The following is a 14,955-nucleotide window of genomic DNA, read 5'->3' as shown; positions in this document are numbered from 1 at the left end:
GTTAAGTTAAGCAGCCAGCAGCGAACGCAACACGAACGGCAAAATCCCGCCGTGCTTGTAGTAGTCCACTTCGATCGGCGTATCGATACGCAGCAGAACTGCCACGCGCTTCTCCTTGCCGTCCTTGCCGCGAATTACCAGCGTGACTTCCTGCTGCGGCTTGAAGTCGTCACCGAGACCTTCGACGTCAAACGTTTCTTCGCCAGTAATGCCCAGCGATTGAACGCTATCCGAGCCCTTGAACTGCAGCGGCAGCACGCCCATACCGACCAGATTCGAACGATGAATCCGCTCGAAGCTGCGAGCAACCACAGCCTTCACGCCCAGCAGTTGCGTACCCTTGGCCGCCCAGTCACGCGACGAGCCCGTGCCGTACTCTTCGCCTGCCAGCACGACGGTCGGTGTACCCGCGTCGATGTACTTCATCGCTGCGTCGTATATCGACATGTTTTCGCCGCTCGGCTGATGAATCGTCAGACCGCCTTCAACGCGCGTACCGTCTGCCTTCGCCGGGATCATCAGGTTCTTGATCCGCACGTTGGCGAACGTACCGCGCATCATCACGTCGTGGTTGCCACGGCGCGAGCCGTAGCTGTTGAAGTCGGCTTTCTGCACGCCGTTTGCCTTCAGCCACTTGCCTGCCGGCGAGTCTTCCTTGATCGAGCCTGCCGGGCTGATGTGGTCGGTCGTCACCGAGTCACCGAAGATGCCCAGTGCACGTGCACCCTTGACTGCAGCAATGCTGTCGGCCGGCTGCATCGAGAAGTCCTTGCCGAAGAACGGTGGCTCAGCGATGTAGGTCGACTTCGGCCAGTCGTACACCTGACCCTCTTCGCCTTCGATCTTGCTCCACAGGTCGCCCTTCTTCGTGAGCTGTGCGTAGTTCTTGCGGAACGCTTCGGCGTCCAGTGCGAACTTGAGCAGGTCGTTGACTTCGTCGCTGGTCGGCCAAATGTCGCCCAGGTAGATGTCCTTGCCGCCCTTGCCCTTGCCAACCGGCTCGGTCATCAGGTCGCGCGTGATGTTGCCGGCGATTGCGTAGGCGACAACCAGCGGCGGCGATGCCAGGAAGTTGGCGCGGATGTTCGGGTGAATACGCGCTTCGAAGTTGCGGTTGCCCGAGAGCACAGCCGCTGCGACGATGTCGTTCTTCGTGATCGCTTCGTTCAGTTCCGGCGTCAGATCACCTGCGTTACCGATACACGTCGTGCAACCATAAGCAGCCAGTTCGAAACCCAGCTTCGACAGGAACGGCAGCAGACCCGTCTTCGTCAGATACTCGGTGACGATACGCGATCCGGGGGCGAGCGACGTCTTGATGTGCGGAGCCACGGTCAGGCCAGCTTCCACAGCCTTCTTCGCCAGCAGACCCGCAGCCAGCAGCACGCTCGGGTTCGATGTGTTCGTGCACGACGTGATGGCAGCGATCAGGATGTCGCCGTTCTTCACGTTGACACCGTTCGTCGTCGTGTATTGCGCGTCCAGATCGGCAGACTTCTTCGCAAAACCGTTTTCTGCAACCGGCTTCGAGAACAGATCGCTGAAGGTCGACTTTACGTGACCGATTTCGATCCGGTCTTGCGGACGCTTCGGACCTGCCAGCGACGGCGCCACCGTGCCGAGGTCGAGCTTGACGACCTTCGTGTAGTCGATTTCGCCAGCCTTCGGCACGCCGTACAGACCTTGCGCCTTGAAGTAGTTCTCGAAGGCGGAGATTTCTGCGTCGGTGCGGCCCGTGCCCTTGAAGTAGTCGATGGTCTTTTCGTCGACCGGGAAGAAGCCCATCGTTGCACCGTATTCCGGCGCCATGTTGCCGATCGTCGCGCGGTCCGGCAGCGACAGCGTGCGCGTGCCTTCGCCGAAGAACTCGACGAACTTGCCGACAACCTTTTCCTTACGCAGCAGTTCGGTAACCGTGAGCACCAAATCGGTTGCGGTCACGCCTTCGCGCAGCTTGCCCTTCAGTTCGACGCCCACCACGTCCGGCGTCAGGAAGTACACCGGCTGGCCGAGCATGCCCGCTTCCGCTTCGATGCCGCCCACGCCCCAGCCCACCACGCCGATACCGTTGATCATCGTCGTGTGGCTGTCCGTGCCGACCAGCGTGTCCGGGTAGTACACCGTGTCGCTGCCGTCCGTCTTCTTGTGCACGCCGCGTGCGAGGTACTCGAGGTTCACCTGGTGAACGATACCCACGCCCGGCGGCACGACCTTGAACGTGTCGAATGCCTGCATGCCCCACTTCATGAACTGGTAGCGCTCGTTGTTGCGCTGGAATTCCAGTTTCATGTTCAGATCGAGTGCATCCTTTTGACGGAAGTAATCGATCTGCACCGAGTGATCGACCACCAGATCAACCGGGACCAGCGGTTCGATCGACTTCGGGTTCTTGCCGGCGCGTTGCGCGACACCGCGCATTGCCGCGATATCGGCGAGCAGCGGCACGCCGGTAAAGTCCTGCAGCACCACGCGCGAAACCACAAACGGGATTTCGTCGACGCGCGAAGCGGTCGGCTTCCAGTTTGCCAGTTGCGTGATGTGTTCTTCGGCGATCTTCTTGCCGTCGTAATTGCGCAGCACCGACTCCAGCACGATACGGATCGAAACCGGCAGGCGGTCGATCTTGATATTCAGTGCCTTGCCGAGTTGCGGCAGCGAATAGAACTTGCCTTTGCCGGAACCGCTGTCGAATTCCTTGAGCGTTTTGTGGAGGTTGTGGGCCATGGTGTTTTCCTTGGTTTGATCGCGGAACTACAGTACTGAACTAGATGACATACAGATCGACGTATTCATTGACCGGCATGGCTTCGAGCCTTGCCTGGTCCAGCGACACATCGAGAATCGCTTGTTGCTGCTTGACCGGAAACTTGCGCGCGAGGTTGGTCCTGAACTTCTCGACCAGCAACGGGATGCCGTCTTCACGGCGGCGCTTGTGTCCGATCGGGTATTCGACCACTACCTCGTCGAATGTCGACCCGTCGTTGAATTCGACCGTCAGTGCATTGGCGATCGAACGCTTCTCCGGATCGTGATAATCCTTGGTGAACTGCGGGTCTTCCACGCAGCTCATCTTGTCGCGCAACGCGTCGATGCGCGGGTCCTGCGCGACGGAATCTTCGTAGTCCGCGGCCGTCAGGCGCCCATAGATCAGCGGCACCGCGATCATGTACTGGATGCAGTGGTCGCGGTCGGCCGGGTTGTTCAACGGCCCTTTCTTGTCGATGATACGGATCGCGGCTTCGTGTGTGCGAATCGTGATCTTGCTGATGTCTTCCACAGTCTTGCCCGCTGCGCGCAGTTGCGCATGCAGCGTCATGGCCGCTTCCACTGCAGTCTGCGAGTGAAACTCAGCCGGGAACGAAATCTTGAACAGCACGTTTTCCATCACGTACGAGCCGTACGGGCGCTGGAATTTGAATTCCTTGCCCTTGAACAGCACGTCGTAGAAGCCCCACGTCTTCGCTGTCAGAACAGACGGATAGCCCATCTCGCCAGTCTTCGCGATCAGCGCGAGTCGCACGGCGCGCGAAGTGGCGTCGCCCGCGGCCCACGATTTGCGCGAGCCGGTGTTCGGCGCGTGGCGGTAGGTGCGCAGCGCCTGACCGTCCACAAGGGCCAAGGAAACCGCATTGATCAGCTCGTCACGCGTGAGGCCAATCAGCCTGCCGATAACGGCGGTCGAAGCCAGCTTCACCAGCAGGACGTGATCGAGCCCAACCTTGTTAAACGAGTTTTCCAGCGCAATACAGCCCTGGATTTCATGCGCCTTGACCATGGCGATCAAGACGTCTTTCATCGTCAGCGGCTTTTTGCCGGTGGCGATGGCGGTACGCGACAGCCAGTCGGCCGTGGCGAGAATCCCGCCCAGGTTGTCCGACGGGTGGCCCCACTCGGCGGCGAGCCAGGTGTCGTTAAAGTCCAGCCAACGGATCATCGCGCCGATATTGAAGGCGGCCTGAACGGGGTCGAGCTGGAAAGACGTGCCAGGCACCTTGGCGCCGTTGGGGACGATCGTGCCGGGCACGATTGGTCCCATCAGCTTGGTGCAGGCCGGGTAAGTCAGTGCCTCGAGTCCGCAGCCGAGCGTGTCGATCAGGCAGTGACGCGCCGTTTCCAGCGCGAGCGTGCTGTCGATCGGGAAATCCAGAACGTAATCGGCGATATCGACCAGGACTTGGTCCGGGTCGGGCCGTACGTTGGATATCGGAGCGGACATCGGGGCTTTCCTTCCTGAAACGAAACTAAGGGAAACTTAGTTCTGCGGGTTCTTGATCAGCTCGTTCGATTGCGTCGGAGCCGGCGCGCCTTGCGACATTTCAGCTGTCTTGCACTCGTCCGCGAGACGCGAACCGTCGTTGTCCGAGAACAGCATCGCCTTGGTCGGGATCACGACCAGGTCCAGACCCGAAGCGGCGTCGTGGAAGCGGTCAGCGCCCGTCGTGGTGGTTTCGCGCGGCAGGTTGTAGTTCTTGTTCGCCCAGTGAACAGTGACGATCTGATCGCGCTTCATGTCGCCCTTCATATCGAACGACAGACCTTCATTACACGACCACTTGATTGCACCGTCCGGCACCGGATCGACTTGCGCTTCTTTCTTCGGGTTCGGCTTACGCTTGATCAGGCGTTTCGGAGCCGGCCTTTTCGGCGTGGCCTTCTTGGCGGTAGTCGCGGCGGTGCCCGACGCCGTTTGTGCGGAGGCGTCCGTCGTGGCGATCAGCATCGTCGTGGACAAGGCGCCGACAACGGCGGCGATCAGCAGCTTTTTCATGGAGTTAGCCTTTTCTATCTAATATCGGTTGAACAGTGCGCGGCTACCGGTGGGAGCAGCCGCCAGGGTGGAACTGCACGCGCCCTGAAAGCGCACAGCGGACGCTATTTTCTCCTATTTAGCGTCACGAACTTCAAATTCTCTGGGCCGGTGTAGTTCGCGCTCGGCCGGATGATCTTGTTGTCGATGCGTTGCTCGATGATGTGCGCGCTCCAACCCGCCGTACGGGCGATCACGAACACCGGTGTAAACATCGCTGTCGGCACACCCATCATGTGGTACGACACCGCGCTGAACCAGTCCAGGTTCGGGAACATCTTCTTGGCGTCCCACATCACGGTTTCGAGCCGCTCGGCGATGTCGAACAGCTTCGTGCTGCCGGCTTCCTTCGAGAGCTTCTTTGCGACTTCCTTGATGACCTTGTTGCGCGGATCGGAGATCGTGTACACCGGGTGGCCGAAGCCGATCACGACTTCCTTGGCGTCGACGCGGCGGCGGATATCCGCTTCAGCCTCGTCGGGACTCTGGTAGCGCGACTGGATTTCAAACGCGACTTCGTTGGCGCCGCCGTGCTTCGGGCCGCGCAGCGCACCAATCGCGCCGGTCAGTGCCGAGTACATGTCCGAGCCGGTGCCGGCGATCACGCGGCCGGTGAAGGTCGATGCATTGAATTCGTGCTCCGCATACAGGTTCAGCGAGATGTGCATCGCCTCGACCCACGACTTCGACGGCTCGACGCCGTGCAGCAGATGCAGGAAATGGCCGCCGATCGAATCGTCGTCGGTCTCCACCTCGATGCGCTTGCCGTTATGCGAGTAGTGGTACCAGTAGAGCAGCATCGAGCCGAGCGAGGCCATCAGCCTGTCGGCGATATCGCGTGCGCCGGGGAGATTGTGGTCGTCCTTCTCGGGCAGCACCGTACCGAGCACCGAGACGCCGGTGCGCATCACGTCCATCGGATGGGCTGCGGCCGGAATCCATTCCAGCGCGGCCTTGACGTTGGCGGGCAGGCCGCGCAGCGCCTTCAGCTTGGCCTTGTAGGCCGTCAGTTCAGCCTGCGTGGGCAGCTTTTCGTGCACCAGCAGGTAGGCGATTTCCTCGAATTCGCAGGTGCTGGCGATGTCGAGAATGTCATAGCCGCGGTAATGCAGGTCGTTGCCGGTCTTGCCGACCGTGCACAGGGCAGTGTTACCCGCCGTCACGCCAGACAGTGCAACGGATTTCTTCGGTTTGAAGGCGCTCGGGGCTCCGCTCTCGCCTGGTGTCGCTGCGGCTTGCGTCTTTTCGCTCATCTCCAGCAGTCTCCTGTATGTCCGCTCATGATGCGGACTCTTTGGTGGAACCGGTTTTAGCAAAGAGCGGCGCGGCTTCAGCCGGCACCGTGCGTCCCGTCGAGCGCGCGCGGCGCAGCACCGACCAGTAGTAGCGATAGCTCGCGCGGTCGTGCAGGGTGTCGTGATGGCGCGTCGGGCCCCACTGGGCGGCCTGCGCCGCCAGCAGGATTTCGGCGGCCGTGGCGATCTCTTCATCGCGCGGCGAAAAGGCGGCCACGATAACCGGCACCTGCGACGGATGGATGCTCCACATCCGCGTATAGCCGAACTCGTTGCGGGCGCGGGTGGCGTCATTGGCTACCACGCTCATGTCACGCACTTCGGTGCTGACGTTGTGCGACGGTACCTTGCCATGCGCGTGACAGGCCGCGGCGATCTCGAGCTTGGCGCGCCGCACCAGCGGGTGATCGAACTGGCCGGGCGAGCGCATCGCCGTATCGGGGATCGCGCCGTCATGCGCGGAGACGAAGTCCATCAGGCCGAAGCTGAGCGCTTCGACGCCCGGCAGGGCGGCCAGATCGAACGCTCGCGCCAGTGCGCCATGGGTTTCGACCAGCAACTGCACCGGCACGGCTTGAGCGATGCCGAGCTCACACCGCGTCGCTTCGATGTACGCGCACATTTCGGCAGCATCGGGAACGCTGCGGATCTTCGGTAGGGTGATATACGCAGGGGCGCGTTTGGCGGCGCGCAGGATCAGGCGCACGTCGTCGCGCCAGTGCGCATGATTGAAATCGTGGATCCGTACGCCCACGCGGCCGAAGCGGTCGTGCTCGCTGCCCAGCAGCGACGCCACCAGCTCCGCATGCTCGGCTTCGCGGCCCACCTGGGCGCCGTCTTCGCAATCGAGCGTGATGTCGAACACCGGCCCCAACTCCTGCTGCAAAGCGAGCGATTTCAGCATCAGCTTTTCACTGCCGGCGTAGTGATCGCAGGCAGGCAGGACTGTGGGCGGCGCTTCGCCGTCAAACAGCACTTCGGCGGGTGTGAGGGCGCGCATCTTCGGCGTCAGGGGCGTATTGGCTCGTTGAGAATCGGATTCGACCGCGTTCTGCCTGGTGTTGCCTGACGGGCTGGAACAGCGCATCAAGCGGCGCAAAACGCGTTCGGATCAAATACGGACGTAAAAAACCGGAACCCGTCGGCAAGCAACAGAGTCCCGGCTGGTCTACATCAGGCGCTTAGCCGAGCAGGTGTTGAACGCCTTCGCGCTCTTCAAGCAACTCGTTCAGCGTAGCGTCCATCTTTTCGCGCGAGAACGTGTCGATTGCCAAGCCTTCAACGCGCTTGTACTCGCCGTTTTCGCATGTTACCGGCACACCGTAAATGATGTCTTCCGGAATGCCGTACGAGCCGTCCGACGGGATACCCATGGTGACCCACTTGCCGTTCGTGCCGAGCACCCAGTCACGCACGTGGTCGATGGCGGCGTTAGCTGCCGACGCTGCCGAGGACAGGCCGCGCGCTTCGATGATCGCTGCGCCGCGCTTGCCGACGGTCGGGATGAACGTGTTGCGATTCCATTCGTCGTCGTTGATCAGCTTGGTCAGGTCCTGGCCTTCTGCCGTTGCAACGCGGAAATCCGGGTACATCGTCGGCGAGTGGTTGCCCCACACAGCCAGTTTCTCGATCGAAGCGACCGGCTTGCCCGACTTGGCAGCCAGTTGCGACAGAGCGCGGTTGTGGTCCAGGCGCAGCATGGCGGTGAAGTTCTTCTTCGGCAGATCCGGTGCCGACTTCATCGCGATGTAAGCATTGGTGTTGGCCGGGTTGCCGACCACCAGCACCTTCACGTCGCGGCTGGCGACTTCGTTGAGCGCCTTGCCTTGCACCGTGAAGATCTCAGCATTCGCCGACAGCAGATCCTTACGTTCCATGCCTTTCGAACGCGGACGCGCGCCGACCAGCAGGGCAACGTCAGCGTCCTTGAACGCAACCTTGGGATCGTCGGTGATCACGACGCCCTGCAGCAGCGGGAATGCGCAATCATCCAGTTCCATCACGACGCCTTTGACGGCGCCTTGCGCTTGCGGCAGATCGAGCAGTTGCAGGACCACCGGTTGATCCTTGCCGAGCAGGTCGCCGTTGGCGATGCGGAATAGCAGGGAGTAAGCGATTTGACCTGCGGCGCCGGTGACGGCAACGCGCTTTGCGGGCTTAGCCATTGAGAATTCTCCAGGACGATGCGTTAGACGCTAGGGAAAACGCCATTCTATATGCGCGTTAGGCGAAGCGTTGTGAAACAGGGCGGAATTCACTGTTACGCGGGGCGCCTCAGGCCGAAAGCCGAGGCTGGAAGCGCGTTGCGGCAAGACCGCCATGCCGGAAACCTGTACAGCGGAGCGGGTGCTTGGGACACCGGTGGCCGCTGCATGGTGCCGGGCTCCTGCAAGGGTGTGTTTCCGAAGCGTCTGACGGGACAAAGACCGGCGAATCGAAAGCGGGACCGCGAGGGACAACAGCGTGATGCAGAGCGGCTTTAGGTGCCGGGCGGCCTGCCAGGAGTACCTGTGGATACCCTGGAAAAAGCCGTTGAACAACCCTCGAACCCTTGCTCGCCAAGGAGTGTAGGAGTCGGCACACGCAAAGTCAACAGTATCTTATGTCTTATATAAGACATATCTGTTGCCGGGAAAGTAATAGACGGCAGACGGGCCTTTATGATGAAATGCGCGCATGAATTCGAACCCGGCGAGCACTCCGAATCCTAACGGCCCTGGGGGGCCGGGCGAGGGTGCGTCCGCTGCTGCTGCGCCCGCTACATCGCCCACTTTCAGCCCCTTGTATCAGCAGATCAAGGCGTTGATTACACACAGCCTCGAGTCGGGTGAGTGGAAGCCGGGTGAGATCATTCCCAGTGAAGTTGAACTGGCTGCCCGCTTTAAGGTGAGTCAGGGGACGGTGCGCAAGGCGATCGACGAACTGGCGGCGGATAACCTGCTGGTGCGCCGTCAGGGCAAGGGCACTTTTGTTGCAACGCACAATGAGGATCGCGCCCAGTTTCGCTTCCTCAGGTTACTGGCCGATGACGGCGCCGAACACCCTCATGTTAGCCGCCTGCTCGAATGCCGCCGCCTGCGCGCGTCGGCCGATATCGCTCGCCAGCTCGATCTCAAACCAGCCGACCCAGTGGTGCTTATAAAGCGCCTTTTGCAGTTTGATGGTGAAATTACGGTTCTCGACGAAATCTGGTTGCCCGGCGTCGTGTTCCGCGGACTCACTCTCGAGCGGCTTTCCGAGTACAAGGGTCCGCTCTATGCGATGTTCGAGACTGAGTTCGGAACCCGTATGATCCGGGCGTCCGAGAAGATTCGGGCGGTGGCGGCCGACCCCACGGTCGCCGACCTGCTGAAGGTGCCGCCCGGATTTCCGTTGCTGTCGGTGGATCGCGTGTCCTATACCTATGGGGACCGCCCTGTCGAAGTGCGGCGCGGATGGTATGTCACAACTGGGTACTACTATCAGAACGATCTCAGCTAAAACCGGGCTGTCGGAGACCCGGAAGTTCGAGCTGGATCGATGTGTTTAAGGGTGATGGGCATAACGCGCGGAACCCGCTTGAGAACGCCATTCTCGCGTGCGCAGGAAAGGACCGTTGGGGTTTTTCGCTGCAGCGCGATATGAAAAGGCGCTAAAATTCAGGATTAGTGTTACTACATAGTAGGGGTCTAGCATGGCTGAAGCCGTAAAAAAACCGAGGCCGGAGTTCCGGAACATCGGTATCGGGCAGATATTGACGGCGTATCGCCTCCCACTAGCGGGGCGTGTGTCGATTCTCCATCGCGTCAGCGGTGGGCTGCTGTTTGTTTTTCTTCCGTTCCTGCTTTACCTCTTCGATCAAAGCCTTACCTCAGAGCTCAGCTTTGACGTCTTCAAGGGCTTCCTCTCCAACATCATCGTCAAGCTCATCACGCTGGTTCTCGCGTGGGCCTTCCTGTTTCACTTCTGCGCTGGCGTGCGCCACCTGTTCATGGACACGAGCCACAGCCTCACGACGAAAGAGAAGGGCAAGCAAACCTCCATCATCGTACTGGTCGTTTCGTCGCTTCTGACAATTGCATTCGCGCTCAAACTCTTCGGAGCATTCTAAAAAAATGTCAGCTAATAACCGAATCGGTCCGAAGCGTCTCGTCGTCGGCGCGCACTACGGTCTGCGCGACTGGCTCGCACAGCGCATTACCGCGACGATCATGGCGGTCTACACGATCATCCTGCTCGCGTGGTTCTTCGGCGCACAAGACTTTTCGTATGACGGCTGGGCGTCGATCTTCGCGACGCAATGGATGAAGCTCGCCACCTTCGTGACGCTGCTGTCCCTGTTCTACCACGCGTGGGTAGGTATTCGCGACATCTGGATGGACTACATCAAGCCCGTCGGTGTGCGTCTCCTCCTTCAGGCCCTGACGATCGTCTGGCTGCTGGCGTGTGCCGGCTACGCTGCGCAGATTCTCTGGAGAGTATAAAAGAATGGCTGCAATCAAGAATTCTCTGCCGCGTCGCAAGTTTGACGTGGTTATCGTCGGCGCAGGCGGCTCGGGGATGCGCGCTTCGCTGCAACTCGCACGCGCCGGCCTGTCGGTCTGCGTGCTGTCCAAGGTGTTCCCGACGCGCTCGCACACCGTGGCTGCTCAGGGCGGCATCGGCGCATCGCTCGGCAACATGAGCGAAGACAATTGGCACTATCACTTCTACGACACGATCAAGGGTTCCGACTGGCTCGGCGACCAGGACGCGATCGAGTTCATGTGCCGCGAAGCACCGAACGCAGTCTACGAACTGGAACACATGGGCATGCCGTTCGACCGCAATGCGGACGGCACGATCTATCAGCGTCCGTTCGGCGGCCACACGGCCAACTACGGCGAAAAGCCAGTGCAACGCGCTTGCGCGGCTGCCGACCGTACGGGTCACGCGCTGCTGCACACGCTTTATCAGCAGAACGTAGCAGCGAAGACGCAATTCTTCGTCGAATGGATGGCGCTAGACCTGATCCGCGACGCCGAAGGCGACGTGCTCGGCGTGACGGCGCTGGAAATGGAAACGGGCGACGTCTACATCCTCGAAGGCAAGACCACGCTGTTCGCTACGGGCGGTGCAGGGCGGATCTTCGCGGCATCCACGAACGCGTTCATCAACACCGGTGACGGCCTGGGTATGGCCGCGCGTTCGGGCATCGCACTGCAAGACATGGAATTCTGGCAATTCCACCCCACCGGCGTGGCGGGTGCGGGCGTGCTGATTACCGAAGGCGTGCGTGGCGAAGGCGGCATTCTGCGCAACTCGAACGGCGAGCGTTTCATGGAACGCTACGCGCCGACGCTGAAGGATCTGGCTCCGCGTGACTTCGTTTCGCGTTCGATGGACCAGGAAATCAAGGAAGGTCGCGGCGTAGGTCCGAACAAGGATCACGTGCTGCTCGACCTGTCGCACATCGGCGCTGAGACGATCCTGAAGCGTCTGCCGTCGATCCGCGAAATCGCGCTGAAGTTCGCGAACGTCGATTGCATTAAAGAGCCGATCCCGGTTGTGCCGACCATCCACTATCAGATGGGTGGCATTCCTACGAATATTCACGGCCAGGTCGTGGGTACGTCGAAGGGTCATGAAGAGCCGGTCAACGGCTTCTACGCAGTGGGCGAATGCTCGTGCGTGTCGGTCCACGGCGCGAACCGCCTGGGCACGAACTCGCTGCTCGACCTGGTGGTGTTCGGCCGCGCGGCCGGCAACCATATCGTCAAGCACGTGCGGGAAATCAAGGAACATAAGCCGTTGCCGGCTGACGCCGCTGATTTCGCGCTCTCGCGTCTCGACAAGCTCGACAAGTCCTCGTCGGGCGAATACACGCAGAACGTGGCCAACGACATCCGCGCCACGATGCAGGCACACGCCGGCGTGTTCCGTACCTCGAAGCTGCTTTCCGAAGGCGTGGAGCGTATCCGCGAAGTGGCCGAGCGCGTCGATAACGTGCATCTGAAGGACAAGTCGAAGGTGTTCAACACGGCCCGCGTTGAAGCGCTGGAACTGGCGAACCTGATCGAAGTGGCACGCGCCACGATGGTGTCGGCAGAAGCGCGCAAGGAAAGCCGTGGTGCGCACGCACAGGACGACTTCGAACATCGCGACGACGAAAACTGGCTGCGCCATACGCTATGGTTCAGCGAAGGCGATCGCCTCGACTACAAGCCGGTTCACATGCAACCGCTGACCGTCGAATCGGTGCCGCCGAAAGCGCGTACCTTCTAAGGCACAAGTCAAAGGAATTCAGAAATGGCCAAGCGTACATTTGAAATCTACCGCTACGATCCGGACAAGGACGCAGCTCCGCGCATGCAATCGTATGAGATCGAAATCGACTCGCACGAACGCATGCTGCTCGACGCGCTGCTCAAGCTGAAAGCAGTGGATGAAACGCTGTCGTTCCGTCGCTCGTGCCGCGAAGGCGTGTGCGGTTCGGACGCAATGAACATCAACGGCAAGAACGGTCTGGCGTGCCTGACTAACATGAACGACCTGCCGCAGAAGATCGTGCTGCGTCCGCTGCCGGGTCTGCCCGTCGTGCGTGACCTGATCTGCGACTTCACGCAGTTCTTCAACCAGTATCACTCGATCAAGCCGTACCTGATCAACGATACGCCGCCGCCCGAAAAGGAACGTCTGCAGTCGCCGGAAGAACGCGAAGAGCTGGACGGCCTGTACGAGTGCATTCTGTGCGCAAGCTGCTCCACGTCGTGCCCGAGCTTCTGGTGGAACCCGGACAAGTTCGTCGGTCCGGCTGGTTTGCTGCAAGCTTATCGTTTCATCGCGGATAGCCGCGACCAGGCGACCGGCGAGCGTCTCGACAATCTGGAAGACCCGTACCGTCTGTTCCGTTGCCATACGATCATGAATTGCGTCGATGTGTGTCCGAAGGGACTGAACCCGACGAAGGCGATTGGCAAGATCAAGGAATTGATGGTTCGCCGTGCAGTCTAATGAAACAACCCCCACGCTCCCTTTCGTTCGCTGCCCCCCAAGGGGGCGGTCAGTACACTTGGGGCGGCCCGGCGCGTACTGACATGCAAGAATCGCATCAAGCTGACCCGCTTCGGCGGGCGCGCCTTCGCTGGCGCGCCCGCCGCGGCCTGCTGGAAAACGATCTGATTTTCGAGCGTTTTTTCAGCAAATACGAGCATGACCTCAGCGATGCCGACGTAGGCGCACTTACGCGCCTGCTAGAGCTGAGCGATAACGACCTGATGGACTTGCTCCTCGCGCGCAAGGAACCAGAAGGCGACCTTGCAGAGCCGGATGTGATCCGGTTGCTGGAGCTGCTGCGCACTGCTTGAGTAAAGCCAGTCCGTTGTTCCACGCGTGCAATTATCGAAACCCTGTTTCCATACTTCGATTGAGGATGTGCCATGACCCCGTCAGATGTTAAAGCCACGCTATCGTTCAGCGACAACTCGCCGAGCGTTGAAATGCCGATCTACAAGGGCACGATGGGCCCGGACGTGATCGACATCCGCAAACTGTACGGCCAGACCGGCAAGTTCACGTACGACCCGGGCTTTATGTCGACGGCGGCGTGTAACTCGGCCATCACCTACATCGACGGCGACAAGGGTGAGCTGTTGTACCGCGGCTACCCGATCGATAACCTCGCACAGAATGCCGACTTCCTCGAAACGTGCTTTCTGCTGCTGAAGGGCGAACTGCCGAACGCAGCTGAGAAAGAAGAGTTCGTCGAGACCGTCACGAAGCACACGATGGTGCACGAGCAGATGCACTTCTTCTTCCGTGGCTTCCGTCGCGACGCGCATCCGATGGCGATTCTGGTGGCCGCAGTCGGCGCGCTGTCGGCGTTCTATCACGACTCGCTGGACATCAATAACCCGCGTCACCGTGACGTGTCGGCGATTCGCATGATCGCGAAGCTGCCGACGCTGGTGGCGATGGCGTACAAGTACAGCATCGGCCAGCCGTTTGCGTACCCGAAGAACGAACTGTCGTACAGCGCGAACTTCATGCACATGATGTTCTCGAACCCGTGCGAAGAGTACAAGGTCAACGACGTGCTGGTGCGGGCGCTGGACCGTATCCTGATCCTGCATGCGGATCACGAACAGAATGCGTCCACGTCGACGGTGCGTCTGGCCGGCTCGTCGGGTGCAAATCCGTTTGCGTGTATCGCAGCCGGTATCGCCTGCCTGTGGGGCCCGGCACACGGTGGCGCGAACGAAGCGGCGCTGAACATGCTGGAAGAGATCGGCTCGGTCGACAACATTCCTGAGTTCATCAAGCAGGTGAAGGACAAGAACTCGGGCGTGAAGCTGATGGGCTTCGGTCACCGCGTGTACAAGAACTACGACCCGCGTGCCAAGCTGATGCGCGAAACCTGCCACGAAGTGCTGGAAGAGCTGGGCCTGCACGACGACCCGTTGTTCAAGCTGGCCATGGCGCTGGAAAAGATCGCACTGGAAGACGAGTACTTCGTGTCGCGCAAGCTGTACCCGAACGTTGACTTCTACTCGGGCATCGTGCAGCGCGCGCTGGGCATCCCGACGTCGATGTTCACGTGTATCTTCGCGATGGCACGTACGGTGGGCTGGATTGCGCAGTGGAACGAAATGATTGCCGATCCGGAACAGAAGATCGGCCGTCCGCGTCAGCTGTTTGTTGGCGATACGCCGCGTGAAGCGAAGGCTATTTCGGACCGGTAAGCAGGTGTAGATTGTCGCGTAGTGTAGTTAGCGGTTAAGCGATTCAGACTGCTGTGTACTACGCGTGATGCTGCGCTGCGGTTAAGGAAACGCCCCAACGGGTTAAACGTTGGGGCGTTTTGCTTTTGGGGTTGATGGCGGGTCAGATCAGGCG

General features: G+C 60.4%; 13 protein-coding genes. 7 read left to right on the top strand and 6 right to left on the bottom strand.

The genetic code is table 11. From position 1 onward, the window contains the following. Positions 1 to 6 precede the first annotated feature (6 nt). From acnA to BUS06_RS22360, 6 genes are all read right to left on the bottom strand, one after another. Entirely contained in the window at positions 7 to 2,724 is a 2,718-nt protein-coding gene (gene acnA, locus BUS06_RS22385) for an aconitate hydratase AcnA (protein WP_074266624.1), read from the bottom strand. A gap of 40 nt (positions 2,725 to 2,764) precedes the next feature. Then, on the bottom strand, positions 2,765 to 4,216 hold the full coding sequence (locus BUS06_RS22380; protein WP_074266623.1) for a bifunctional 2-methylcitrate dehydratase/aconitate hydratase: 1,452 nt from the start codon (positions 4,214 to 4,216) through the stop codon (positions 2,765 to 2,767). A 36-nt stretch (positions 4,217 to 4,252) separates the two neighbouring features. Further along, the gene (locus BUS06_RS22375; protein WP_074266622.1) at positions 4,253 to 4,768 is read right to left on the bottom strand and encodes a hypothetical protein; all 516 of its coding nucleotides are present in this window, start codon (positions 4,766 to 4,768) and stop codon (positions 4,253 to 4,255) included. 104 nt (positions 4,769 to 4,872) lie between these two features. Continuing rightward, the gene (gene prpC / locus BUS06_RS22370) at positions 4,873 to 6,060 is read right to left on the bottom strand and encodes a bifunctional 2-methylcitrate synthase/citrate synthase (protein ID WP_074266621.1); all 1,188 of its coding nucleotides are present in this window, start codon (positions 6,058 to 6,060) and stop codon (positions 4,873 to 4,875) included. A gap of 25 nt (positions 6,061 to 6,085) precedes the next feature. Then, positions 6,086 to 7,102 carry an HpcH/HpaI aldolase/citrate lyase family protein gene (locus BUS06_RS22365; RefSeq protein WP_074266620.1) on the bottom strand — a complete coding sequence of 339 codons (1,017 nt, stop codon included), beginning with the start codon at positions 7,100 to 7,102 and terminating at the stop codon, positions 6,086 to 6,088. A gap of 181 nt (positions 7,103 to 7,283) precedes the next feature. Continuing rightward, positions 7,284 to 8,267 (bottom strand): malate dehydrogenase, encoded by a 984-nt coding sequence (locus BUS06_RS22360; RefSeq protein WP_074266619.1) that lies wholly within the window; start codon positions 8,265 to 8,267, stop codon positions 7,284 to 7,286. A gap of 511 nt (positions 8,268 to 8,778) precedes the next feature. Between BUS06_RS22360 and BUS06_RS22355 the strand changes: the two genes are divergently transcribed. The 7 genes from BUS06_RS22355 (at position 8,779) to gltA (ending at position 14,801) form a co-directional block, all read left to right on the top strand. Further along, the gene (locus BUS06_RS22355; protein ID WP_074266618.1) at positions 8,779 to 9,582 is read left to right on the top strand and encodes a GntR family transcriptional regulator; all 804 of its coding nucleotides are present in this window, start codon (positions 8,779 to 8,781) and stop codon (positions 9,580 to 9,582) included. 193 nt (positions 9,583 to 9,775) lie between these two features. Next, entirely contained in the window at positions 9,776 to 10,192 is a 417-nt protein-coding gene (sdhC, locus tag BUS06_RS22350; RefSeq protein WP_074266617.1) for a succinate dehydrogenase, cytochrome b556 subunit, read from the top strand. 4 nt (positions 10,193 to 10,196) lie between these two features. Beyond that, positions 10,197 to 10,565, top strand: a complete 369-nt coding sequence (sdhD, locus tag BUS06_RS22345; RefSeq protein WP_074266616.1) for a succinate dehydrogenase, hydrophobic membrane anchor protein — start codon at positions 10,197 to 10,199, stop codon at positions 10,563 to 10,565. Positions 10,566 to 10,569: 4 nt separating this feature from the next. After that, positions 10,570 to 12,345, top strand: coding sequence for a succinate dehydrogenase flavoprotein subunit (sdhA, locus tag BUS06_RS22340; RefSeq protein WP_074266615.1), 1,776 nt, complete (start codon positions 10,570 to 10,572; stop codon positions 12,343 to 12,345). A 24-nt stretch (positions 12,346 to 12,369) separates the two neighbouring features. Then, positions 12,370 to 13,074 (top strand): succinate dehydrogenase iron-sulfur subunit, encoded by a 705-nt coding sequence (locus BUS06_RS22335; RefSeq protein ID WP_074266614.1) that lies wholly within the window; start codon positions 12,370 to 12,372, stop codon positions 13,072 to 13,074. Between the two features lie 83 nt (positions 13,075 to 13,157). Then, the gene (locus BUS06_RS22330; RefSeq protein ID WP_074266613.1) at positions 13,158 to 13,427 is read left to right on the top strand and encodes an FAD assembly factor SdhE; all 270 of its coding nucleotides are present in this window, start codon (positions 13,158 to 13,160) and stop codon (positions 13,425 to 13,427) included. Positions 13,428 to 13,499: 72 nt separating this feature from the next. Continuing rightward, positions 13,500 to 14,801 (top strand): citrate synthase, encoded by a 1,302-nt coding sequence (gene gltA, locus BUS06_RS22325; protein WP_074266612.1) that lies wholly within the window; start codon positions 13,500 to 13,502, stop codon positions 14,799 to 14,801. Positions 14,802 to 14,955: the final 154 nt, after the last annotated feature.

The organism is Paraburkholderia phenazinium (assembly GCF_900141745.1).
Classification (GTDB): Bacteria; Pseudomonadota; Gammaproteobacteria; order Burkholderiales; family Burkholderiaceae; genus Paraburkholderia; species Paraburkholderia phenazinium_B.
Note: the sequence above shows the minus strand (reverse complement) of the source record. Positions and strands in the feature narration are given on the sequence as shown.